Here is a 22,053-nt window from a genome sequence, read left to right as displayed (position 1 = left end):
GGGTAAGGCTTGCCTACATAGGTGAGAATGGTTGTCGTGAGCGACCTGATCGATACCACCGAGATGTACCTGCGGACCGTCTACGAACTGGAAGAAGAAGGCATCGTGCCGCTGCGGGCACGGATCGCCGAGCGGTTGCACCAGTCCGGTCCGACGGTCAGTCAGACGGTCGCGCGGATGGAACGCGACGGTCTGATCAAGGTGGAGGGCGACCGCCACCTGGAGCTCACCGACGTCGGTCGCAAGCAGGCGGTCCGGGTGATGCGCAAGCACCGGCTGGCCGAGCGGCTGCTCGTCGACGTGATCGGGCTCGAGTGGGAGGACGTGCACGCCGAGGCGTGCCGCTGGGAGCACGTGATGAGCGACGCGGTCGAGCTGCGGCTGCTGCAGCTGCTCGGCAACCCGACCGAGTCGCCGTACGGGAACCCGATCCCGGGCCTGGAGGAGCTGCAGACCAGCAGCCAGGCCAGCGCGATCGGAGACTTCCGGATCGGGGTCGAGCCGCTGGACCAGGTGCTCGACCAGGCGACCGGCGAGAGCGTGCGGGTGCTGGTCCGCCGGATCGCCGAGCCGGTGCAGACCGACGACGGCGCGATGGCGGTACTGCGGAAGGCCGGGGCCCTGCCCGGTCGCGAGGTGGACTCGACCCTGGACGCCGAAGGTGTCCTGGTCGGCAGCCGCGAAGCCGGCGGCGTGATCAGCGACGAGACCGCCGGCCACATCTTTGTCAGCCGAGTCTGATATTTCAACTCTCTGTTAACGCAGCGCACCCGATGCGGTACATCGGGTGTCCTGCCGGTAGCGTCGGGCCCCGATGTCTGAGAATCCTGTCGATTGGCCGCAGTACCTGCGGCAGTTCCATACCGCCGCACCCGGAAGCACCGAGGCGTTGCTGTCCCGCGCGGTGGCGGGCGATCACACGCCGTACCGGTGGCTGGTCCGGGCGGTCTCCGGTGAAGCCCGCCGGATCCTCGACCTGGCCTGCGGGAACGGGCCGGTCGCGCGCGAGCTGTACGGGCGCTGGGTGGTCGGGGTGGACAACAACGCGGCCCAGCTCACGGGCGCACCCGGTCCGAAGGTGCAGGCGGACGCGCTGCACCTGCCGTTCGCGAACGAGGTCTTCGACGTCGTCACGTGTTCGATGGGGCTGATGGTGCTGCAGCCGTTGCCGGACGTGCTCCACGAGGCGGCGCGGGTGTTGCGGCGCGGCGGCGTACTGGCCGCGATCGTGCCCGCCGTCCGGCCGCTGCGGCGCGGTGACATCCGCACGCTGAGCGGTCTGACCACGCGGCTGCGCTCGACGCCACAGTTCCCGGCCGGCGGCGAGATCACCGAGTTGAAGGATCAGCTCAAGCACGCCGGGTTCGACGTGCTGGAGAGCCAGCGCGAGCGGTACGTGTACATGATCCGCAGCCGCGACGACGCGGTCCGGCTCGTCAACGCGCTCTATCTGCCCGGTACGCCCGACGTACGGCGGGACACCGCGGCGGCCTGGCTCGCGGACCGGGCCGAGTCCAAGGACGGCCTCGAGGTGGCGATCCCGATCCGGCGGATCACCGCGATGCGAACCAAGGTGGCGCTGACAGTCTGACTCGGTAACGTGTGCCTGTGAGTGCGCTGCGCTGGTCTGTCCGGACGCTTGACCGGGCGCTCGACGGTGAGACGGTCTACCGCGAGCTGCTGGCCGCTGAACCTGTCGCTTACTGGCTCGACGGCAGCCTCACGGATCGGGTGCCACGTCGTGTTTCGGTTCTCGGTACGTCCGTCGGTGCCGACGTCATTACCCGGGACGTCGCCGACGGTGACGTCTTCGCGGAGCTGAACGAGCTGCTTGCTTCAGTTTCCGGGGAGCCGCCGATCGAGCTTGCGGGCCTGTTCTGCGGTGGGTACGTCGGGTACTTCGGGTACGAACTGAAGGCCCTCACCGGGGGTGTGGCCGCGCATCAGGCGGCGACGCCGGACGCGTTGTGGATCTGGGCGAACCGGTTCGTCGTCATCGATCACGACCACGACCGCACCTACCTGGTCGCGCTCGACGCCGGTCTCGATGCGGAGGAGGAGTGGCTGGACCGTGCCGAGGCGGCCGCGGCGGACTGGTGGATGAGCTGGGTCGACCCGCCCGCGATCGCGCGGCTCGACCTGGAGTCACATCTCGAGCAGGACCGTACGACGTACCTCGCCGGGATCGCGCGGGTGCTGGCCGAGCTCGAGGCGGGGCAGACGTACGAGGTCAACCTCACGAACCGGGTCCGGCTGCCCGCCGTACCGGATCCGTTCGAGTTCTTCCGCTGGCAACGGTCCGCGAACCCGGCGCCGTACGCAGCCTTCCTGCGGTACGGCGACCTTGCGGTGGCGAGCTCGTCGCCGGAACGGTTCCTGACCGTCGACGCCGACGGGTGGGCCGAGTGCCGCCCGATCAAGGGCACCGCGCCGCGCGACCCCGACCCGGTGCAGGACCAGCTGGCCGCGAAGGCGCTCGCCGAGGACGACAAGACCCGCGCCGAGAACCTGATGATCGTCGATCTGATCCGCAACGACCTCGGTCGGGTCAGCCAGCCGGGGACCGTGAACGTGCCGCAGCTGATGCAGGTCGAGAGCTACCGGACGGTGCACCAGCTGGTGACGACAGTACGAGGCCGGCTGCGTGACGGGGTGACGGCCGTCGACGCCGTACGCGCGTGCTTCCCGCCGGGGTCGATGACCGGGGCACCGAAGATCCGCACCATGCAGATCATCGACGAACTCGAATCGAGCGCCCGCGGGGTGTACTCCGGGGCGCTCGGCTACCTGACTGTGGACGGGCGGGCCGACTTGAGCGTGGTGATCCGAACGGCGGTCCTCACCCCGGACGCGACGGTGATCGGCGCCGGCGGTGCGATCGTGCTCGACTCCGACCCGGTCGCCGAATACGAAGAAATGGTGCTCAAGGCAACAGCCACCCTGGGCGGAAAGGCCGGCACAAGTGACTGACCTATTGGTAGCCGACTCCTTCCTGGTAGCCAACGGCAAGACCCGCGGCCTGGCCCTACACCGAGCCCGCTTCCTCGCCTCCTGCGCCGCCGCCGGAGTCTCCGCCGACCAATTCTGGGACGACCAAATAACCCGCCTCCCCACCGTCGGCCGCTGGTTCCCCCGCTTCGAACTCCACACCCCCAACCCCACCCCCGCCGTCGACGCCCCGTCGGCTACCGCGGCCGACGAGTTGGCGGTGCAGTTGCGGCCTGCGCCGCCGGTTGGTGGGCGGGTGCGGGTCGCCGTGTACGACGGGCCGGATCCGCGGACCGCGCCGCGGGTGAAGGGGCCTGATCTGGAGTTGCTCGGGAAGCTGCGAGAGAACGCACCGCATCGCGCGGACGAGATCCTGCTGCTCGACAGCGACGGCACGGTGCTCGAAGCGGCGTACTCCGCGATCGCCTGGTGGGAGGGCGACACCCTCTGCTTCCCACCATCCGACCGCCCGATCCTCCCGTCCGTCACCGCCGCCCTCCTCCGCCAGATCGCAGAATCCCAAGGCGTCAAGGTCTCCGAACACCCCATCACCCCCGAAGCCCTCCAAGCCACCGACGAGGCCTGGCTCCTCAACGCCCTCCACGGCATCCGCCCCATCCACGCCTGGGGCCCGTCCCCCATCGACCCCCTCCCCAACTCCCCCTCCCCCACCTGGCAATCCCACCTAGAAGCCCTCTCCACCCCCCTCCCATAACCACCCCACCCCCCACCCGACCCGGGCCTTTGCGCATTCCGCACGCACCCCTCGCACCCGCGCTCCTCGCACCCCCGCGCCCCGGGCACCCCTCGCACCTCCTCGCACTCCGCGCACTCCGCGCACCCCTTGCACCCGCGCCCCGGGCACCCGCGCCGCGGGCACCTCTCGCACCCGCGCACCCCTCGCGCCCGCCGACCCCTCGCACCGCCGCACCCCGCACACCCCGAGGCAGGGCACAAGGTCGCACACCCCAGGGCGCCCCGCGGTCCGCGCGCATTCGGCAGGGGATGGACCTCGGGTATTTGCCGTAACTCGCGGGGGCGGCTCCGGGTGCCGCGCAGCGCGGGGCGACCTCCGCGCGGCCCTCGCAGGTCGTACGACCTTGTGTCCTGCCTCGTGGGGTGCCTGCCGACCGCCTACGTGTGGGCACGTCCGACCCGGGGCAGGGGACGGGGCTTGATTAATGTGATATCACTTTGGTAGCTTGTAGATATTCGAGAGGAGTTTGTGATGGCGGATGTTGTGGAGATGCCGGCGCCGAAGGTTAGTGAGCGGGGTGGGTGGGAGCTGAACGGGTGGCCGTTCGCGGGTCTGGTGCTGGTGTTGGGGGTGCTTGCCGTCGTGGTGTTTGTGGTGAGCGACGGGAACGGGTGGGTCGTCGGGCTCGGGGTTCTGATCGTTCTCGCGGCGGTGATTGTTGCGGCCGGGTTGACTGCGGTGTCGCCGGGGCGGGCTCGGGTGTTGCAACTGCTCGGGCAGTACGCAGGAACCGTGCGGACCACCGGGCTGCGCTGGGTGGTGCCGATCGCGACCCGGCGTGAGGTGTCCACCCGGATCCGCAACCACGAGACCGCCGTTGCCAAGGTCAACGATGCCGACGGCAACCCGATCGAGATCGCCGCGGTGGTGGTGTGGCAGGTGGAGGACACCGCGCAGGCGATGTTCGAGGTGGACGACTTCGTCGAGTTCGTGGCGATCCAGACCGAGACCGCGGTCCGGCACATCGCCAACAGCTACCCGTACGACGTGCACTCCGAGGAGGAGGTGTTGTCGCTGCGGGACAGTACCGACGAGATCACCGAGAAGCTGTCCGCGGAGATCGGCGCCCGGGTACACGCGGCCGGCGTACGGGTGATCGAGTCGCGGATCACGCATCTGGCGTACGCGCCGGAGATCGCCCAGGCGATGCTGCGCCGTCAGCAGGCCGGTGCGGTCGTCGCGGCGCGGCAGCGGATCGTCGAAGGTGCCGTGGGGATGGTCGAGTTGGCGCTGGACCGGCTGTCCGAGCACCAGGTGGTCGAGCTCGACGAGGAACGCAAGGCGACCATGGTCAGCAACCTGATGGTGGTGCTGTGCGGCGACCGGGACGCGCAGCCGGTCGTCAACACCGGATCGCTCTACCAGTAAGCGATCCGCCGTGGCTGTCGAACGGAAGAAGATCCTGCTCCGGCTGGATCCCGCGGTGCACGACGCCCTCGCCCGCTGGGCGAACGACGACCTGCGCAGCACCAACGCCCAGATCGAGTACCTCCTTCGCCGAGCCCTGTCAGAAGCGGGCCGTCTCCCGATGGGCGTAACCAAACAACGCCGCCCGGGCCGCCCACCCAAGGAGCAAGACGACGAGTAGGAGGACCCCGGCACCGGCGAGAGCGCGCCGGGGGCAGGAGCCGCCGGTCTGGGGCTGAGGTGTTTGGCTCCTCGATGGATCGGCGGCGTCGGGTGGGATGGGGCGGTTGGTGGCGCGGCAGGTGGTACAGGCGGGTGGTGTTGGTGGGGCTGGCGGGCGGCGTCGGGCGGGTAGTGCAGGTGGGGCCGTGTTGGGGGGGGGGGGGCGGGCGGGCGGGTGGTGCGGGCGGGTGGTGCGGGCGAGTGGTGCGGGCGAGTGGTGCGGGCGAGTGGTGCAGGCGAGTGGTGCAGGCGAGTGGTGTTGGTGGGGTGCTTGAGGAGGAAGACGATGAGTAGAAGGACGACTGAGGCGGCGGGGGTTGGGCGGCGTGGGGCGCGGTTGCCTGCTGGGCCGGCTGGGGTTGGTGGTGGGGGGACCGGTTGGGGTGGGAGTGGGCGGGGCGGCACGGCACGGTCACGGAGGTGGCGGATTGTTGCGCTTGGCAACGGGTGGAGTGGTGTAGGGCGGTCGGGCGAGGGGATGCGGGAGGGGCAGGGCGTTGCGCGTGGCAACGGTCGGGGCGTAGGACGGACGGGCGGGGGGACGCGGGACGGGCAGAGTGTTGCGTTTGGCGGTGGGCGCGCTGGGGGATCGCGGAGTGGGCGGGTTGTTGCGCTTGGCAAGGGGAGGGTGCCGGAGGCGTTGGGTGCGCGGCTTTTTCTGCTCGCTTACGATCCGGAGCGGGGAAGGCTGACGGGGCGGGGGAAGTTGGGGAAGGTGTTGCGGGCCGCGGTGTTGGTGGAGCTGCAGCTGAGTGGGAATGTCGTCGACGATGGTAGGCGAGCCCGGGTCGTCGACGGAGTGGTGCCGGGGGATCCGCTGGTGGCGGATGTGCTGGAGGAGTTGCGGGCGGTGGGGCCGCGGCGGTGGCGGTACTGGATTGATCGGCGGGGTGGGGCGACGGTACGGCGGGTACGCGACCAGTTGGAGCGCGATCACCTGATCAAGGTCGAGCCGCGCCGGGTGCTCGGTATCTTCCCGGCCGATCGGATCACGCTCCGGCACCCGCTCGTACGGCGCCAGCTCCTGCAAAGCGCACGCGACACCCTCAGGCCGTCGCGGGTCGTCTCCCGCGTAGACCTCCGCGACGCGTCCGTCGTCGTACTCGCGGCAACCGCAGACCTCCGAACGGTCCTCACCAAGGAGCAACGCGCCCGCCACAAGGATCGCCTCGCGCAGCTGGCGGTCCGCGTCGGCCCCGCGGTACCAGCACTGAAGAAGTCTCTCCAGCAGCATCAGTATTGACCCTGCGCCGGTGCTACGGTTCGTTGCTCAACCGAAGAACCGAGGAAGGGGGTGGCATGTTCGACGACCGGAGTCCGATCTATCTGCAGATCGCCGAGCAGATCAAGAACGACATCGTCAGCGGGGCGCTGACATCGGACGAGCAAGTGATGTCGACCAACCAGTACGCCGCCTTCTACCGGATCAATCCGGCCACCGCGGCCAAGGGATTCGCGCAGCTGGTCGACGACGGGATCCTCTACAAGAAGCGCGGGATCGGCATGTTCGTCGCCCCGAACGCGGGCGACCTGCTCCGCACCGCCCGCCGGGACTCGTTCTTCGCCGACGTCGTCGACCCGATGGTCCGCGAGGCGAAAGCGATCGGCATCCCCCTCACCGACATCCTCGACCACATCCGTAGCTACGGAGAAGCATGATGACCACCGCCCTGACTGTCAGGACCGAGAACCTGTCGGTCCGGTTCGCCGGGGTGCCGGCGTTGGATCGTCTCGATCTGCGGCTCGCTCCCGGCAAGATTCACGGCCTGCTCGGACGCAACGGCTCGGGGAAGAGCACGCTGGCAGCCACGCTCGCCGGCTTCCGGCGGCCGGACGAAGGACGAGTACTGATCGAGGGCGGCGACCTCGGCCCGGCGCAGGAACCGTACGAGAACGCCGTCGTCACCAGCCGTGTGTGCCTGATCCGCGAGTCCGGCGACGTACCGGACAGCGTGCCGGTGCGGTACGCGCTCCGCCTCGCCGCCGCGCTCCGCCCGTACTGGGACGCCGACCTGGCGGCCGAACTCGTCGAACGCTTCGAGATCCCGCAGAACAAGAAGATCCAGAAGCTCTCCCGCGGTAAGAAGTCCGCCCTCGGCGTCATTGTCGGCCTGGCCAGCCGCGCACCGCTGACGATCTTCGACGAGAGCTACCTCGGCATGGACGTGCCGTCGCGGCACCTGTTCTACGACGTACTGCTCGCCGACTACGCCGAGGTGCCGCGCACGATCGTGCTCTCGACCCACCTGGTGAGCGAGGTCAGCACGATGCTCGAGGAGGTCGTCATCCTCGACAAGGGCCGGCTCGTCACGCAGTCCGCGGTGGACGCACTGCGCGGCCGCGGCGCCTCGATCGTCGGACCGGCCGCAGCGGTCGACCAGTTCACCGCCGGTTTCACCGTACTCGCGGAGGAGCGCCTCGGCGGTACGAAGTCCACCACGGTCCTCGGCGACCTCGACCCGGTCCTGCTCGCTCAGGCCGCGTCGGCGGGCCTCGAAGTAGGTCCGGTCGGCCTGCAGGACCTGTTCGTCCATCTCACGGGGGTGAAGTGATGAGTACGGCGGTTGCACTGCCGCGTGGGGTCACCGCAACGCACCGGCTCAAGCTCGCGGTCTGGTCGATGATGCTTGGCCTGCGCCCGATGCTCGCCGGGTACTGGGCGGTGATGGTGGTCGCGCTGTTCGCCGGCGGCCTGATCATCCAGTCGCTGTCCGGTGGTGTCCAGAGCAGCGCGTGGGACTACGGAACCCAGTCCCCGAAGTACTTCTCGCTCGCGATCGGCATCACGATCACGCCGGCGTACTTCTCGCTGCTGATCTCCCAAGGCCTCACCCGCAAGATGTTCTCGGTTGCCGCAGGCATCTACCTGACCGGCGCCGCGGCCGCGACCGCGCTGCTCTGGGTGCTGGTCTACCAGTTGGAACGTTTGTTCTACGGATGGCAGGGCTGGACCGACAAGCTGACCAACCCGCACCTGTTCACCGACCCGTCGCAGTCCGGTCTGGTGTTCACCGAGTTCTTCCTGCTGGTGCTGTCGCACGAGGTCACCGGTTGGCTGCTCGGAATCACGTTCGTCCGGCTCGGGGCGTGGCGCGGGCTCCTGGTGCTGCCGTTCGCGCTGCTGCCGGCCGCGGCGGCCGAGTTCCTGTTGGTCGCCCAATGGCTTGCCGATGTGCTCGACAACATCGGGTATCAGCGGCCACCGCTCGCGATCGCAGTACCCGCGGTGCTCGTCGTCAGTGCACTCGGTGTGTACGCCGGTTATCGCATCCTGCAACCGATGGCGCTCAAACCAGCTAAGGGCTAAGACACGTTATGCACACCCCCTGTGCATAACTGAGGCTGTTCCTGTGGATGGATCCACGATCTGTGTGGACGAGCAAATCTGTTGCCTGGAAAGGCTTGTGCCGACCCTATCGACGGCGGTAGAACTGGCGACACGCTGCTTCAGTCAGAGGTGGCGGGTCGAACGGAAACCGAGAGCCCTCGCGGTGGGGATCCCCACCGAGGTAGACCGGTGACGGGGTCTGCCGGCCTCCACGGACCCGTATCGGGAAGCTGGAGACGTCACCTTCCTTCAGCTGCGCGGGCCCCTCCGACTCATACTCGGAGGGGCTCGCCCTTCTGTGCGCAGCGGAACTGGTGAGTGCAGAAAGAAACCCCGAGGCCGCGAAGCGACCTCGGGGTTCCGGCTGGTGGAACCTCTCAGCCGAGCATGACCTTCAGCTCGGTCCGAGAGCCCGTCCCGGCCACCTGCACCTGCGTGCCGCGGCTGGTCTTCACCAACTTGTACTGCGCCGCGTGACCATTGACCGTCACGCTCTTCACCGTCGCGCCGGACGGCAGTACGGCGCCCACGGTGAGCGCCGCGCCGACGCCCTTGAGCGTCACCTCGGTCGACAATGCCTTACCTGTAAGGCGTGCGGTCACGTCGACGGCGCCACGACCGACCCGGATGTTGCTACCGGCCACCTTGTGCTGGCCGGTCGGGAGCTGCGGTACGACGGCGATCCGCCCATGGCCCAGGTCCGGGTCGACGCCGAGCTGCTGGTGGATCACCGGCCACAGGATGCCGTACGTACCCCAGGCCTGCAGCGCCATGGAACGGTCGTAGAACGCCCGGCCGATGTTCGCGGGGGAGTCCGGCGACGGGGCGATCTCCGGCATCGCACCGGGCGTCTCCCAGACCGACGGGTCGAGTTGGATCCGTGCGTTGCCGGTGGTGTACACCCGCTGCTGCTTCGGGCCGAGCCGACCGAAGTTGCCTTCCGCAACCGCCATGATCGACGTGTTCAGACCGAAGATGCTGCGCTCGCTCGGTACCTGGGACACCACGGCGTCACAGGACGGGCCCGGGTTCCCCTTGGGGTCCGAGGTCGGTCCGGTGCCGGTGTGGAACAGGCCGAATTCTCCTGTGTAGCAAGGCTTTTCCCGCTGATCGAGCGCGATCTGAGCGTGTTCGTCCGACGCGAGCGGAGAGCCCCCGCCCAGGACCGCCTCCATCGGGGTGACGCCGATCCAGTGCCGCTGAAAGATCGGGGTGTTGTCGTTCGCCGGGTCGGCCGGGTCGTCGATCGAGTCGGCGTACCCCATCGCCTGCGGTACCCACCACTGCGCCTCGAAGCGGGACTCCAGGTCCGTGGCCTTTGCGGTCGCCCACTGCGCGGTCTTGGTGTCGTGCTTGGCCGCGGCCATGTCCGCGAGGTCGCTGAGACCACGGATGAGATAGACCGTGTTGTCAAGCTTCTCCACGCCCATCCCGGAGCGCTCGACGTTGCCCAGACCCTCGGGCCAGCCGTCGCCGTCCTTGTCGAGCGTCTTGTAGACGTACTGCAGGTTCCGGACGCTGAAGTTGTACATCTCGTCGCGGAACTTGTTGTCACCCGTCCAGCGCCACAGCAGTGCGACCGTACTCGGGAACTTCACGGTCTCGTCCGTGTTGCCCGCGCTCTGGTTGGAGCCGAAGTACACGTCGCCCGTCGGCGTCACCTCGTGCGCGACCTTGCCGCTGCGGTTGTTGAGGAGATCGCTGACGTCGCGGAGAGCCCGCAGGTGCTCCTTCACGGTGTCGAACTGTCCGGCGGCCACGGCCGCGAACGCGGTGTACTCGCCGTCGGTCGCGAACAGCCACGGGTAGTCCGGGAAGCCCGCGCCGAACCAGCGGGCGGTCGGTACCGTCCCGAGCGGTGCCGGATAGTCCTTGCCCTCGTTGACGTCGCGGATCTGCAGGTTGTTCGCCTGCTGCACCGAGTCCGCGAGGTTCTGCTTGCTCCACTCGACGCTCTGCTGCAGCAGCCGGTCACCAGGAAGGTCCACTGCGGACTGCGCGTCGATCTGCTGCCGCGCCGCGCTCTTTGCCCGCAGCAACATGGTGGGGTTGCTCAGCGCCTTGCGGTACTCGCTCTCGGCAGCCTTGCTGCCCTGGTCCGACCCGGCCACGGCGAACCAGATCGTCTTCTGCTCGCCGGCCTTCAGCGGTACGTCGTACGTGAGGCCGCCGCCGGTGCCCTTGCCGGTCAATGAGTCGTCGCACCGCGCGGGCGTCGTACCGTCCTTGGGGCAGATCACCGCCGGGCTCTGCGGGCCGCGGTGGTCCGGACCGAGCTGGTGGGCCGCCGGACGCAGGGACGATCCGACGAACGCGGCGAAGTCGTGCCGGGTGGCGTTCGGGTACGCCGGGGTGCCCTGCTCCCGGAAGCGGAGCGCGCCGTCGACGAAGTCGCCGGTGTCCGGCAGGTTCGCGGCGGCCGCGCTCGGGGAGGTCCAGTCCCACGGGTACGGCTGCATCAGCTCGGAGTGCGCGTCGACGTTCAGCTTCACTGTTCTCGACGTACCTGACGTGAATGTCAGACCGACGAGGGTGGCCCGGATGCCGTCGGGGACGAAGTCGGTACGGCGTACGTCGACCGCGGCCGGGTAGTCGATCCGGCTGTAGCCGTGGCCGCTGGTGTACTTCGCGGCCGGGACCTGCTTGCCGAGCCAGTTCCCGTCCAGACCGAACCAGATCCCGTCGAGCAGCTTGATCGGCTGTGACCAGAACCCGCCCATCTCACCCCGCACATGCCACCCGGCGGCGGGGTAGAGTCCGGTCTCATCACCCATCGCGTAGGCGCGATCGCCCACCACCAACGACCGCCGGTCGGCCAGACGGGTGGTCTCCGAGAGCTCGGAAGAGCCGCCCGCAGCCGGCGCTGCACTCGCCGCACCACCAGCGCCTGTGGCGCTTCCCGCGTTCGCCGCGCCTGCCGCGCCCGAGGCGGTTCCTGCGTTCGTTGGGCCTGCTACGGAGGTGGTGGTGGACGGGCCGGCCAGCGCGGAGGCGGAGCCGGCCAGCACGGTCGCGGTGGCGAGCAGCGCGACGCCGACGGCGCGGCGGACCGGCCCGCGGCTGACGGGCCCGCGGCTGACCGGCAGGCGCCCGACTGCTTCGCGCCGGACGGGCCCTCGCTGGGGCGGGTGTGTACTACTTCGGTTGGTCGGATCGGGAGTCATGGCGGTTCCTCCTTCTCGCGGCGCCGGGGGGAGCGCCGGAATCAGCCAGGGGCGGAGCTGCCCCTGATCACCAGTTCGGGTAGCAGCAGCCGTTCGGCCGGTTGCTGGTCGCCCGTGAGGATCGTGATGAGTTCTTCGGCGATCCGGTCCATCGGTTGCCGCAGGCTGGTCAGGCCGGGGGAGACGACCTCGGCCAGCGGGGAGTCGTCATACCCGACGACGCCCACATCGCGGCCGGGCACGATCCCGCGCGCGGTCAGCTCGCGCAGTGCGCCGAGCGCGAGAACGTCGCTGAGGGCAACGATCCCGTCGAGGTCGCGGCCGGAGTCGAGCAGTCGCGCGGTGGCGAGGGCACCTTCCTCGATGCTGTCCTCGCGGCAACGGACGGCCATCCCGTTGGTCGGCAGGCCGAGTTCTTTGCACGCCGTACGCCAACCGGCGACCCGGTCCTCGGCGAGCCCGGACGACTTCGGCCAGCCCAGGAAGGCGATCCGGCGGCGGCCGGTGTCGTACAGGTGCCGCACCGCGATCGCGGAACCGGTCGCACCGTCGACGTCGACCCACGGTCCGGGCTGGGTCGACTCCTTCCACACGCGGCCGAAGCTGACGAACGGGATGCCCTCGTCCTTCAGCCACCCGTGCCGCGGGTCGTGTGTCTCGGTCTGCGACAGCACGAACCCGTCGACCATCCGCCGGGCGTGCAGATCGTCGTACGTCGGCATGCCGTCGACACCGGGCGGTGCCGTGAACAGCAGGATGTGCCGCCCGGTACGTTCCGCGGCGGCGCACAGCGCGTGCAGGAACTGGTCCATCACGAGATGCGTCTGGTGCGGCCAGTTCGGCACGCAGTACCCGATCAGCTCGACCGCACTGGTCCGCAGACTGCGCGCGTTACGATTGGGCCGGTAGTTGAGCAGCTCGATCGACCGGTTCACCCGTTCGAGCGTGTCCGCCCGCAGCCGATGCGGCGCGTTCAACGCATTCGACACCGTCTGCACAGACACCTCAGCGTGGGCGGCCACCTGCTTCAACGTAGCCACACAACCTCCCACCACCGTTTGAACGTTCAAATCCCCCGCAGTCTCCCCCGCCCCCGCGACGCTGTCAACGGTTCGGCAGGTGCACCATGCTCCGATGATGCACCTGCCGGTACGTCAGGCGGTGTGGCCGCCGTCGAGGGTTAGTTCGGTGCCGGTGAGGTAGGCGGCTTGGGGGCCGGCCAGGTAGGTGATGGCGGCGGCTACCTCGGTGGGGGTGCCGAAGCGGGAGAGGGCCAGGTCGGCGATCTGGGGTTCGGCGAACGGGCCGTTGGCGGGGTTCATGTCGGTGTCGATGGGGCCTGGTTGGACGACGTTCGAGGTGATGTCGCGGGCGCCGAGTTCGCGGGCGAGCGCCTTGCTGAGGCCCACCAGCGCGGCCTTGCTCATCGCGTAGAGCGTCATCCCGGGCGACGTCACCCGGCCGGCGGCGCAGCTGCCCAGGTGGATCAGACGTCCACCGTCGGACAGCAGCGGTACGGCGGCCTGCGTGGTCGCGAACACCCCGCGGATGTTGACGGCCAGGACCCGGTCCACGTCCTCGAGCGACAGGTCGGTGATCGGAGCGATCGCGCCGACGCCCGCGTTGTTCACGAGAATGTCCAACCCACCAAGGGCTTCTGCGGCCCGCCGTACGCCGTCCCCCGCCGCGACGGCGTCACCCGCGTCGACAGCGAACACGAACCCGCGCCGTTCGAGCCCCTCGATCTCCTTCACCACTGTCGCCGCCGCATCCGCGGACGTGCTGTACGTGATGGCGACGTCGGCCCCGCGCTCCGCCAGCGCGACAGCGGTCGCCGCGCCGATCCCGCGGCTGCCGCCGGTCACCAGTGCCTTCTTGCCAAGTAGTTCGTTCATGTTTCAAGTTCATCGGCCCGGCGGCCCGGAAGCTGGCGAGAATCCGACACCGGATCCTCGCGTCGCAAAACCGCTACCGCGGCGCACTCGCCGGCAGCATCCGGAACGACACCGCCTCCATCAGCGTGTGGTGCTTGGTGTTCTGGAACGCGGCGATCCGCCATTCGCCGTCGTCCTCGAGCACCAGCGTGAACGTCTGCACCTTCGACAACCGGCGCGGCCGCTTCTTCCCGACATCGCCCCGCGTCACCACGACCGCGGTGCGGGCGTCGTACAGCCGCACCTCGACCACCTCGGCGAACATCCGCGTGCCCTTGAGGAACTTGCCGAACAGCGCCGCGTGCCCCGCCGCCAGGTCGTCCCGGCCGCGATACACGGTCCCGACGTACGTCACGTACGACGCGTCCGCCGTGAACTCCCGCCCGTACGCCGCTGCGTCGCCACGCTCCCACGCCGCCGCCAGCCGATCGAGGACAGCGAGAATCCGGGTCTGCTCCATGGTATCTTCTCCTCTGCAGTATCTGATCTGAAGCATTATCTGCACTGATGCAGATATTCAACCCGGAGGTGTCCAGTCGTGTCAACTGACCCGAGCGCCGTCTTCCGGCGGTACCTGAGCGCGCTGGTGCTGCACAGCCTGGCCAGCGCGGAGGCGGCCGGACTGAACGCGACCGACTACTTCGTGCTCAACCTGCTCGACCTGACCGGACCGCTGACCTCCGGCGAACTCGCGCGCTGGACCGGCCTGAGCACCGGCGCGACCACCCGGATGATCGACCGCCTCGAGCAGCGCGGGCACGTCCGCCGCGGGTACGATCCGAACGACCGCCGCAAGGTCGTCGTCGAGCTGGGCAAGCCGCCGAAGAACGTCGACAAGGCCGTCGCCGGCGCCCGTCGCCGGATCGGCGCGGTGATCGCCGAGTACTCCGAATCGGAACAGGCCACGCTCTTCCGCTACTTCGCGCAGGCCGCCGACGCGTACCAGGCGTCGACGGAAGAGTTGATCGAGCGCCGTACCTCCATGTCGTAAATCCGCTAGTGATTGTCGGTGGCGGCAGGGATGCTGGAGGGCGTGTACGAGTGCAGGGAGCGGTGCGTCCGCGCGGTCCAGTCGAAGGACGCGCGGTTCGACGGGTGGTTCTTCACGGCGGTGCTGACCACGAAGATCTACTGCCGGCCGAGTTGCCCGGTGGTGCCGCCGAAGGTCGAGAACATGCGGTTCTACCCGAGCGCGGCCGCCGCCCAGCAGGCCGGGTTCCGCGCCTGCAAGCGGTGCCGGCCGGACGCGAGCCCGGGTTCGCCGGAGTGGAACGACCGCGCCGACCTGGTCGCCCGCGCGATGCGGCTGATCGCGGACGGCGTCGTCGACCGTGACGGCGTACCAGGACTCGCCGCCCGGCTCGGGTACAGCGTGCGCCAGGTGCAACGGCAACTCCTGGCCGAGCTCGGGGCCGGGCCGCTCGCGCTCGCCCGCGCGCAGCGTGCACAGACCGCCCGGCTGCTGATCGAGACGAGCGAGCTGCAGATGGCCGACGTCGCGTTCGCGGCCGGATTCGCCAGCGTACGGACGTTCAACGAGACCGTGCAGGAGGTCTTCGCCGTCGCCCCGACCGAACTCCGCCGCCGGGCCCGCAGGGGTACGTCGTCCGCCGCGCCCGGCACGATCTCGCTCCGCCTCCCGTTCCGCGCGCCGTTGGCGCCCGACAACCTCTTCGGCCACCTGATCGCGACCGGCGTACCCGGCGTAGAGGAATGGCGCGACGGCCACTACCGCCGGACGCTCCGGCTCCCGCACGGTCACGGCGTCGTCGCGCTGAAGCCGATGCCCGACCACATCGCCTGCCAGCTCTCGCTCACCGATCAGCGCGACCTCGCGATCGCGATCAGCCGCTGCCGCCGGATGCTCGACCTCGACGCGGATCCGATCGCCGTCGACGACCTGCTCAGCGAGGACCCGGTGCTCGCACCGCTGATCGCGAAGGCTGCGGGCCGGCGGGTCCCGCACACGGTCGACGGCGAGGAGTTCGCCGTTCGCGCGGTCCTCGGCCAGCAGGTGTCGACCGCCGCGGCCCGCACCCACGCGCACCGCCTGGTCCTGCAGCACGGTGAACCGATCGAGGACCCCGGTGGCGGCCTCACGCACCTGTTCCCGACGATGCAGGCGCTCGCGAACCTCGACCCGGAGACCCTCAAGTTCCCGAAGACCCGCCGGACGACACTCACCACGCTGATCGGCACCCTCGCGAACGGCGACATCGACCTCGGCGCCGGGGCCGACTGGGACCGCGCCCGCGAGCAACTGTCCGCCCTGCCCGGTATCGGCCCGTGGACGGTCGAGTCGATCGCGATGCGCGCCCTCGGCGACCCGGACGCCTTCGTGGCCAGTGATCTCGGTATCCGCTACGCCGCCCGTGACCTAGGCTTGCCCGAGGCCCCCAAACCACTGACCGACCACGCCCGCGCGTGGCGGCCTTGGCGTGCGTACGCCGTGCAGTACCTGTGGGCCACCGGCGACCACCCGATCAACAAGATCCCGGCCGCCGACGACGTGACGTACCAGGTGATCCAACTGCCCCGGAGCGAGCATGACTGAGCTGTCCACCGACCGTCTCCTACTGCGCCAGTGGCGCGATTCCGACCGCGACCCGTTTGCCGCGCTGAACGCTGACCCGGCGGTGATGGAGCACTTTCCGGCGCCGCAGACGCGCGAGCAGAGCGACGCACTGATCGACCGGAACCTGCCGCTGATCGACGAGCGCGGCTGGGGTCTGTGGGCGCTCGAGGTGCGGGAGACCGGTGAGTTCATCGGGTTCACCGGGCTGTCGGTGCCGAGCTTCGAGGCACACTTCATGCCGGCGGTCGAGATCGGCTGGCGGCTGGCAAAGGGTGCCTGGGGCAACGGTTATGCGTCCGAGGCGGCCCGGGCGGCGCTCGCGTACGGGTTCGGTCCGGCCGGGCTGGACGAGATCGTCTCGTTCACCGCGACCACGAACGTGCCGTCGCAGCGGGTGATGCAGCGGATCGGCATGGTGCACGACGAAGCCGGCGACTTCGACCACCCGCGGCTCGACGACGGGCACCGGCTCAAGCGGCACGTGCTCTACCGCATCGACCGCGCGCAGTGGGAGTCCACTCGGTGACGTACGCCGTCGTCGACAGCCCGGTCGGTCCGCTCACGCTCGTGGGCACCGACGCGGGCGAGCTGACCGGGCTGTACATGGACCAGCAGCGCTACCGGCCCCACGAGGCCAGATTCGGCGACCGCGACGACTCGACTCTGCGTGCGGTCGCGGAGCAACTGGACGAGTACTTCCACCACGGGCGGACGGTGTTCGACGTACCACTCCATCTCGTCGGTACGCCGTTCCAGCGACAGGTCTGGACCGCGTTGCAGGACATCCCGTACGGCGAGACCACGACGTACGGCGGGCTCGCCGACGCGCTCGGACTGAAACCGCAGTCCGCGCGCGCCGTCGGGCTCGCGAACGGGAAGAACCCGATCAGCATCATCGTGCCGTGCCATCGGCTGCTCGGGTCGACCGGCAGTCTGACCGGCTACGGCGGCGGCATCGAACGCAAACGGGCGCTGCTCGATCACGAAGCCGGACGCCAGGCACTCATCAACTGACGCGGCGCGGGCGCGTTCACGCCCTTGGCGAGCGGTCGCGCGCCCCGGCTCGAGGATTGATGAGTGCGGGCGGTCCGCCTCAGGTGCCGGCGGGGTCCTCCTCCAGCCGCTCGGCCGCCGGCGCCGCGGCGGCGGGCGTGGCTGCTCGGGTGAGGCGGCGGGCGAGCGGTTCGGTGTAGCGGGCAGCGATCGGCCCGAGGATGACCAGGATGAGCACGTACGCCGTCGCCAACGGACCGAGCTTCGGCTCCACGCCGACCGCCAAACCGGCGATCACGATCGAGAACTCGCCCCGGGCGACGAGCGTCCCGCCGGCACGCCAGCGGCCCGCCGTCGAGATGCCCGCGCGGCGCGCCGCGAACCAGCCGGTCGCGATCTTCGTGAACGTCGTCAGTACGGCCAGCGCGAACGCGATCGCCAGCACCGGCGGGATCTTCCGCGGGTCCGTGCTCAACCCGAAGAACACGAAGAACACCGCCGCGAACAGGTCCCGCAGCGGGCTGAGCAGGTTGCGCGCACCGTGCGCGACCTCGCCCGACAACGCGATCCCGACCAGGAACGCCCCGACCGCCGCCGACACCTGAAGTTGCTGGGCGATCCCGGCGACGAGCAGCGTCAGCCCGAGGACGACGAGCAGCAGCATCTCGGGGTTGTCCGACGACACGGCCCGGCTGATCACCCGGCCGTATCGCAGCGCGACGAACAGCACCACACTGACCGTACCGAGCGAGATCAGTAACGTCACGCTCCCGCCGGCCAGCCCGACGCCCGCGAGCAGCGCGGTCAGGATCGGCAGGTAGACCGCCATCGACAGGTCCTCGAGGACCAGAATCCCCAGCACCACAGGCGTTTCACGATTACCGAGTCGGCCGAGGTCGCCGACCACCTTCGCGATCACGCCTGACGACGAGATCCACGTGACACCTGCCAGCGCGACCGCCGCGACCGGGCCCCAGCCGAGCAGCAATGCAACGGCCGCACCCGGCAACGCGTTGAGCAGGAAGTCGACCGCCCCGGAGACGTACTGCGTCTTCAACGTGCCGACGAGATCCGAGGCGGTGTACTCGAGCCCGAGCAGCAACAGCAGCAGGATGACGCCGATCTCGGCGCCGGTGGCAACGAACTCCTCACTCGCTGCCAGTGGCAACAGACCGCCGTGCCCGAATGCGAGCCCGGCCAACAGATAAAGGGGAATCGGGGAGAAGCCGAGCCGCCCGGCGATCCGACCGAGGATGCCCAGGGCAAGGATGACCGCGCCGAGCTCGATCAGCAGGGCGGTGATGTTTTCGTGCATACTCAGCCCCCCGCGATCAGGTCGGCCACCGCGTCGACGCCCTCGCGGGTGCCGACGACAACCAGCGTGTCGCCGGTGGCGAACCGGAAGTCCGGGGTCGGCGACGGAGTCGCGCCGGTACGCCGCAGCACCGCGACGATCGAGGCGCCGGTACGGCTGCGGGCCTGGGTGTCGCCGAGCGTGCGGCCGGAGTACGGCGAGCGGGCGCTGACCGGGATGTGTTCGGTGACCAGGTCGATCTCGATCTCACCGCGGACCGGATCGATCTGCTCGGGCAGCAGCAGTTGGGCGAGCGCGGCCGCGTCGCTCGGGCCTAAGGGAACCGACGCCTGGCACGTGTCGTCGTCGTCGGGTTTGTGGAACCCGAGGAACCGGCGGCCGTCGTTGTGCACCACCACCGACACGTGCTTGCCGGACTCGGTGACCAGGTCGTAGCGGACGCCGATGCCGGGCAGCGTCGTCTTGGTCGGGTGGGCCTGGGCGTCCATGAGGTACTCCATTGGTCGTAAATACAAGGCGTCTGCAATCAATTCTCTCAGCCCGGGCAAGGCAGGTCCGGACAAATGATGTGACCTGAGATGCAATCAGGTGCAGTGCAACGAGTTGCATAGGTAGGCTCCGGGCATGGCGCTGGAGCACGCGATCTTGGTCTCGTTGACCGAGCGGGCCGGTTCCGGGTACGAGTTGGCCCGGCGGTTCGACCGTTCGATCGGGTACTTCTGGCCGGCCACCCACCAGCAGATCTACCGAACGCTGCGGCGGATGGACGAGGCCGGCTGGGTGAAGCACACCGAGATCGCGCAGGACGGCCGCCCGGACAAGAAGGTGTACCGGATCGCCGCGGCCGGGAAGGCCGAGCTGACCCGGTGGCTGGCCGAGCCGGAGGACCCTGCCGTACTGCGGGACAGCCTGGGCGTGAAGCTCCGCGGCGCCTCGATCGGCTCTCCGGACATCGTCCTGAAGGAGGTCGAACGGCATCGGGCCGAACATGCGACCCGGCTCGAGATCTACCGCGGCATCCAGAAGCGCGACTTCCCGAAGCCGGCCACGCTGCACGGCCGCGACCTGCACCAGTACCTCGTGCTGCGCGGCGGCATCCGCGCCGAGGAGTCCTTCGTCGCCTGGTGCGACGAGGTGATCCACGCTCTCCGGAAGGACAGCCGATGACTGCATACCCGCATCTCCTGGAACCACTTGATCTCGGGCACATCGTGCTGCCCAACCGGGTGATCATGGGGTCGATGCACACCGGGCTCGAGGACCGGTTGAGCGATCTGCCCAAGCTCACCGCGTACTTCGCGGAGCGGGCGCGCGGCGGCGTCGGCCTGATGGTCACCGGCGGCTACGCGCCGAACCGCGCCGGCCGGCTCACGCCGTTCGGATCGAGGTTGACGACCACACGGCAGGCCCATCAGCATCGGCAATTGACCGGCGCGGTGCATTCCGAAGGCGGCCGGATCGCGCTGCAGATCCTGCACGCCGGGCGGTACGCGTACCACCCGTTCAGCGTCTCGGCCTCCGCGATCAAGGCGCCGATCAACCCCTTCAAACCTCGCGCGCTCTCGGATCGCGGCGTCCGGCGGCAGATCACGGCGTACGTCGACTGCGCGGCGCTCGCCCGCGAGGCCGGGTACGACGGCGTCGAGATCATGGGTTCCGAGGGGTATTTCATCAACCAGTTCCTGTCCGAGCGGACGAACCGGCGGACCGATCGTTGGGGTGGCAGCGCGGAGAACCGGCGCCGGATCGCGGTCGAGATCGTCCGTCGTACCCGGGAACGGGTCGGCCAGGACTTCCTGATCATCTACCGGTTGTCGATGGCCGACCTGGTCGAAGGCGGCCAGACCTGGGACGACGTGGTTGCGCTGGGCAAGGAGATCGAGGCGGCCGGGGCGTCGATCATCAACACCGGGATCGGCTGGCACGAGGCGCGGGTGCCGACCATCGTCACGTCCGTACCGCGAGCGGCCTTCACCAGCATCACCGCCGCGTTCAAGCCGCATGTGAACATCCCGGTGGTCACCTCGAACCGGATCAACCTGCCGCAGGTCGCCGAGGAGGTCCTGGCGCGCGGCGACGCGGATCTGGTGAGCATGGCCCGTCCGTTCCTGGCCGATCCCGAGTGGGTGCTCAAGGCAACGACAGACCGGGCCGACGAGATCAACGTCTGCATCGCCTGTAACCAGGCGTGTCTGGACCATGTGTTCGCGAAGAAGAAGGCGAGCTGCATGGTCAACCCGCGGGCGGGCCGCGAGACCGAGCTGCGGTTGCTGCCGACCCGCCGGACGAAGAACGTTGCGGTCGTCGGTGCCGGTCCGGCCGGGCTGGCTGCCGCGGTGACGGCGGCCGAGCGCGGACACCGGGTCGAGTTGTTCGAGGCGGCGGACGAGATCGGTGGGCAGTTCGGGATCGCGCAGCGGATCCCGGGCAAGGAGGAGTTCGCCGAGACGATCCGGTACTACCGTCGCCGGATCGAGCTCACCGGCGTGAAGCTGCACCTCGGCCGGCGGGCCGATGCCGACGATCTGGGCGGGTTCGACGAGATCGTTCTCGCGACCGGCGTCGTACCGCGGGTGCCGGCGATCCCCGGGATCGACCACCCGAAGGTGCTTTCGTACGTGGATGTGGTGCGCGACGGCGCGGTTGTCGGGGACTCGGTCGCTGTCATCGGAGCCGGTGGCATCGGGGTGGATGTCAGCGAGTTCCTGACCACGAGGTCGCCGGATCTCGCGGCGTGGAAGGCGGAATGGGGTGTCGGTGATCCGACCCAACTGCCCGGCGCTCTGGCCGTACCGCGGCCGGAGCCGTCGCTGCGGAAGGTGTACTTGTTGCAGCGCAAGGCCGGCAAGATCGGCTCCGGGCTGGGGAAGACCACCGGGTGGGTGCACCGCGCTGTGCTGAAGAACAAGCAGGTCGAGCAGTTGCGCGGCGTCAACTACGAGCGTATTGACGACGAAGGTCTGCACATCAGCTTCGGCCCGAAACACGAGAAGCCGCAGGTGCTGGCGGTCGACAACGTGGTGATCTGCGCCGGCCAGGAACCACTCCGCGACCTGGTCGCCGCACTCGCCGGCCGCCCAGTGCACCTGATCGGTGGGGCCGACGTGGCCACCGAACTCGACGCCAAACGCGCCATAGAACAGGCAACCCGACTCGCCCTCACGCTCTGAGGCGGACCTGAGCCACTCACCAACCGGCCCGCCGCGGACGCCGTCACGCTCGAACGTGGGCCGCGGACGGCCTCGGTTCGCGTTTGGTGAGTGGCACAGGTCCGCGCCGGTCTCCCGGCCTGGTGCACCTCGGCGCGGTGCACTAGTGCGCGCTGGCGCTCCACCTTGGAACTAGTGCACCGTTTACGGCGTACGCGCAC

22 protein-coding genes are annotated in these 22,053 nt (G+C 69.3%); 16 read left to right on the top strand and 6 right to left on the bottom strand.

Going from position 1 to position 22,053, the window contains the following annotated elements; translation table 11 throughout:
- Positions 1-27 precede the first annotated feature (27 nt).
- The 10 genes from FB475_RS09175 (at position 28) to FB475_RS09130 (ending at position 8,681) form a co-directional block, all read left to right on the top strand.
- Positions 28-741, top strand: a complete 714-nt coding sequence (locus FB475_RS09175; RefSeq protein WP_141857893.1) for an iron-dependent transcriptional repressor DtxR — start codon at positions 28-30, stop codon at positions 739-741.
- 73 nt (positions 742-814) lie between these two features.
- Positions 815-1,591: a class I SAM-dependent methyltransferase gene (locus FB475_RS09170; protein WP_141854374.1), complete on the top strand. Its 777-nt coding sequence runs from the start codon at positions 815-817 to the stop codon at positions 1,589-1,591.
- A gap of 17 nt (positions 1,592-1,608) precedes the next feature.
- Positions 1,609-2,970: an aminodeoxychorismate synthase component I gene (pabB, locus tag FB475_RS09165; protein ID WP_141854372.1), complete on the top strand. Its 1,362-nt coding sequence runs from the start codon at positions 1,609-1,611 to the stop codon at positions 2,968-2,970.
- Positions 2,963-3,703, top strand: a complete 741-nt coding sequence (locus tag FB475_RS09160) for an aminotransferase class IV (RefSeq protein ID WP_141854370.1) — start codon at positions 2,963-2,965, stop codon at positions 3,701-3,703. The genes pabB and FB475_RS09160 overlap by 8 nt, the downstream gene beginning before the upstream one ends.
- Before the next feature lie 513 nt (positions 3,704-4,216).
- Positions 4,217-5,113, top strand: coding sequence for an SPFH domain-containing protein (locus tag FB475_RS09155; protein WP_141854368.1), 897 nt, complete (start codon positions 4,217-4,219; stop codon positions 5,111-5,113).
- A 10-nt stretch (positions 5,114-5,123) separates the two neighbouring features.
- Positions 5,124-5,333, top strand: coding sequence for a type II toxin-antitoxin system antitoxin (locus FB475_RS09150; protein WP_141854366.1), 210 nt, complete (start codon positions 5,124-5,126; stop codon positions 5,331-5,333).
- Positions 5,334-5,660: 327 nt separating this feature from the next.
- Positions 5,661-6,617, top strand: a complete 957-nt coding sequence (locus tag FB475_RS09145; RefSeq protein ID WP_337678200.1) for a GOLPH3/VPS74 family protein — start codon at positions 5,661-5,663, stop codon at positions 6,615-6,617.
- A 56-nt stretch (positions 6,618-6,673) separates the two neighbouring features.
- Positions 6,674-7,033 (top strand): GntR family transcriptional regulator, encoded by a 360-nt coding sequence (locus FB475_RS09140; protein WP_141854362.1) that lies wholly within the window; start codon positions 6,674-6,676, stop codon positions 7,031-7,033.
- Entirely contained in the window at positions 7,030-7,926 is an 897-nt protein-coding gene (locus FB475_RS09135) for an ATP-binding cassette domain-containing protein (RefSeq protein WP_238332043.1), read from the top strand. Before FB475_RS09140 ends, FB475_RS09135 begins: the two co-directional genes overlap by 4 nt.
- The gene (locus FB475_RS09130) at positions 7,926-8,681 is read left to right on the top strand and encodes a hypothetical protein (RefSeq protein WP_141854360.1); all 756 of its coding nucleotides are present in this window, start codon (positions 7,926-7,928) and stop codon (positions 8,679-8,681) included. Before FB475_RS09135 ends, FB475_RS09130 begins: the two co-directional genes overlap by 1 nt.
- A 398-nt stretch (positions 8,682-9,079) precedes the next feature.
- Here FB475_RS09130 and FB475_RS09125 read toward each other — a convergent pair whose 3' ends face one another.
- The 4 genes from FB475_RS09125 to FB475_RS09110 all read right to left on the bottom strand — a co-directional run bounded on the left by FB475_RS09125 (position 9,080) and on the right by FB475_RS09110 (position 14,260).
- Positions 9,080-11,866, bottom strand: coding sequence for a glucosidase family protein (locus FB475_RS09125; protein WP_238332042.1), 2,787 nt, complete (start codon positions 11,864-11,866; stop codon positions 9,080-9,082).
- 41 nt (positions 11,867-11,907) lie between these two features.
- Positions 11,908-12,906, bottom strand: coding sequence for a LacI family DNA-binding transcriptional regulator (locus FB475_RS09120; RefSeq protein ID WP_141854358.1), 999 nt, complete (start codon positions 12,904-12,906; stop codon positions 11,908-11,910).
- 114 nt (positions 12,907-13,020) lie between these two features.
- Entirely contained in the window at positions 13,021-13,761 is a 741-nt protein-coding gene (locus tag FB475_RS09115) for an SDR family oxidoreductase (protein ID WP_141854356.1), read from the bottom strand.
- Positions 13,762-13,834: 73 nt separating this feature from the next.
- Positions 13,835-14,260, bottom strand: coding sequence for an SgcJ/EcaC family oxidoreductase (locus FB475_RS09110; RefSeq protein WP_141854354.1), 426 nt, complete (start codon positions 14,258-14,260; stop codon positions 13,835-13,837).
- A gap of 78 nt (positions 14,261-14,338) precedes the next feature.
- Between FB475_RS09110 and FB475_RS09105 the strand changes: the two genes are divergently transcribed.
- From FB475_RS09105 to FB475_RS09090, 4 genes are read left to right on the top strand one after another with little or no spacing between them, the layout of a single operon-like run.
- Complete coding sequence (locus FB475_RS09105; protein WP_141854352.1) at positions 14,339-14,791, top strand: MarR family winged helix-turn-helix transcriptional regulator; 453 nt, start codon at positions 14,339-14,341, stop codon at positions 14,789-14,791.
- 42 nt (positions 14,792-14,833) lie between these two features.
- Positions 14,834-16,354 carry an AlkA N-terminal domain-containing protein gene (locus FB475_RS09100; protein ID WP_141854350.1) on the top strand — a complete coding sequence of 507 codons (1,521 nt, stop codon included), beginning with the start codon at positions 14,834-14,836 and terminating at the stop codon, positions 16,352-16,354.
- On the top strand, positions 16,347-16,901 hold the full coding sequence (locus FB475_RS09095) for a GNAT family N-acetyltransferase (RefSeq protein WP_141854348.1): 555 nt from the start codon (positions 16,347-16,349) through the stop codon (positions 16,899-16,901). Before FB475_RS09100 ends, FB475_RS09095 begins: the two co-directional genes overlap by 8 nt.
- Positions 16,898-17,389 carry a methylated-DNA--[protein]-cysteine S-methyltransferase gene (locus FB475_RS09090; RefSeq protein WP_141854346.1) on the top strand — a complete coding sequence of 164 codons (492 nt, stop codon included), beginning with the start codon at positions 16,898-16,900 and terminating at the stop codon, positions 17,387-17,389. The genes FB475_RS09095 and FB475_RS09090 overlap by 4 nt, the downstream gene beginning before the upstream one ends.
- Positions 17,390-17,468: 79 nt before the next feature.
- On the opposite strand, the gene FB475_RS09085 is transcribed toward FB475_RS09090, so the two are convergent.
- Positions 17,469-18,683: a cation:proton antiporter gene (locus FB475_RS09085; protein ID WP_141854344.1), complete on the bottom strand. Its 1,215-nt coding sequence runs from the start codon at positions 18,681-18,683 to the stop codon at positions 17,469-17,471.
- Between the two features lie 2 nt (positions 18,684-18,685).
- Positions 18,686-19,171 carry a cation:proton antiporter regulatory subunit gene (locus FB475_RS09080; protein ID WP_141854342.1) on the bottom strand — a complete coding sequence of 162 codons (486 nt, stop codon included), beginning with the start codon at positions 19,169-19,171 and terminating at the stop codon, positions 18,686-18,688.
- Positions 19,172-19,307: 136 nt separating this feature from the next.
- Here FB475_RS09080 and FB475_RS09075 point away from each other — a divergent pair, with 136 nt between their 5' ends.
- Complete coding sequence (locus FB475_RS09075) at positions 19,308-19,850, top strand: PadR family transcriptional regulator (protein ID WP_141854340.1); 543 nt, start codon at positions 19,308-19,310, stop codon at positions 19,848-19,850.
- Entirely contained in the window at positions 19,847-21,853 is a 2,007-nt protein-coding gene (locus FB475_RS09070) for an NADPH-dependent 2,4-dienoyl-CoA reductase (RefSeq protein ID WP_141854338.1), read from the top strand. Before FB475_RS09075 ends, FB475_RS09070 begins: the two co-directional genes overlap by 4 nt.
- Positions 21,854-22,053 lie beyond the last annotated feature (200 nt).

This window comes from Kribbella jejuensis, assembly GCF_006715085.1.
GTDB lineage: Bacteria > Actinomycetota > Actinomycetes > Propionibacteriales > Kribbellaceae > Kribbella > Kribbella jejuensis.
Note: the sequence above shows the minus strand (reverse complement) of the source record. Positions and strands in the feature narration are given on the sequence as shown.

What these genes read in the sequence shown, in the direction of transcription:
- FB475_RS09175 (WP_141857893.1), top strand. Translation starts at nt 28, where the DNA reads ATGGTTGTCGTGAGCGACCTGATCGATACCACCGAGATGTACCTGCGG.
- FB475_RS09170 (WP_141854374.1), top strand. Translation starts at nt 815, where the DNA reads ATGTCTGAGAATCCTGTCGATTGGCCGCAGTACCTGCGGCAGTTCCAT.
- FB475_RS09155 (WP_141854368.1), top strand. Translation starts at nt 4,217, where the DNA reads ATGGCGGATGTTGTGGAGATGCCGGCGCCGAAGGTTAGTGAGCGGGGT.
- FB475_RS09145 (WP_337678200.1), top strand. Translation starts at nt 5,661, where the DNA reads ATGAGTAGAAGGACGACTGAGGCGGCGGGGGTTGGGCGGCGTGGGGCG.
- FB475_RS09140 (WP_141854362.1), top strand. Translation starts at nt 6,674, where the DNA reads ATGTTCGACGACCGGAGTCCGATCTATCTGCAGATCGCCGAGCAGATC.
- FB475_RS09135 (WP_238332043.1), top strand. Translation starts at nt 7,030, where the DNA reads ATGATGACCACCGCCCTGACTGTCAGGACCGAGAACCTGTCGGTCCGG.
- FB475_RS09130 (WP_141854360.1), top strand. Translation starts at nt 7,926, where the DNA reads ATGAGTACGGCGGTTGCACTGCCGCGTGGGGTCACCGCAACGCACCGG.
- FB475_RS09125 (WP_238332042.1), bottom strand. Translation starts at nt 11,866, where the DNA reads ATGACTCCCGATCCGACCAACCGAAGTAGTACACACCCGCCCCAGCGA.
- FB475_RS09115 (WP_141854356.1), bottom strand. Translation starts at nt 13,761, where the DNA reads ATGAACGAACTACTTGGCAAGAAGGCACTGGTGACCGGCGGCAGCCGC.
- FB475_RS09110 (WP_141854354.1), bottom strand. Translation starts at nt 14,260, where the DNA reads ATGGAGCAGACCCGGATTCTCGCTGTCCTCGATCGGCTGGCGGCGGCG.
- FB475_RS09095 (WP_141854348.1), top strand. Translation starts at nt 16,347, where the DNA reads ATGACTGAGCTGTCCACCGACCGTCTCCTACTGCGCCAGTGGCGCGAT.
- FB475_RS09085 (WP_141854344.1), bottom strand. Translation starts at nt 18,683, where the DNA reads ATGCACGAAAACATCACCGCCCTGCTGATCGAGCTCGGCGCGGTCATC.
- FB475_RS09080 (WP_141854342.1), bottom strand. Translation starts at nt 19,171, where the DNA reads ATGGACGCCCAGGCCCACCCGACCAAGACGACGCTGCCCGGCATCGGC.
- FB475_RS09075 (WP_141854340.1), top strand. Translation starts at nt 19,308, where the DNA reads ATGGCGCTGGAGCACGCGATCTTGGTCTCGTTGACCGAGCGGGCCGGT.
- FB475_RS09070 (WP_141854338.1), top strand. Translation starts at nt 19,847, where the DNA reads ATGACTGCATACCCGCATCTCCTGGAACCACTTGATCTCGGGCACATC.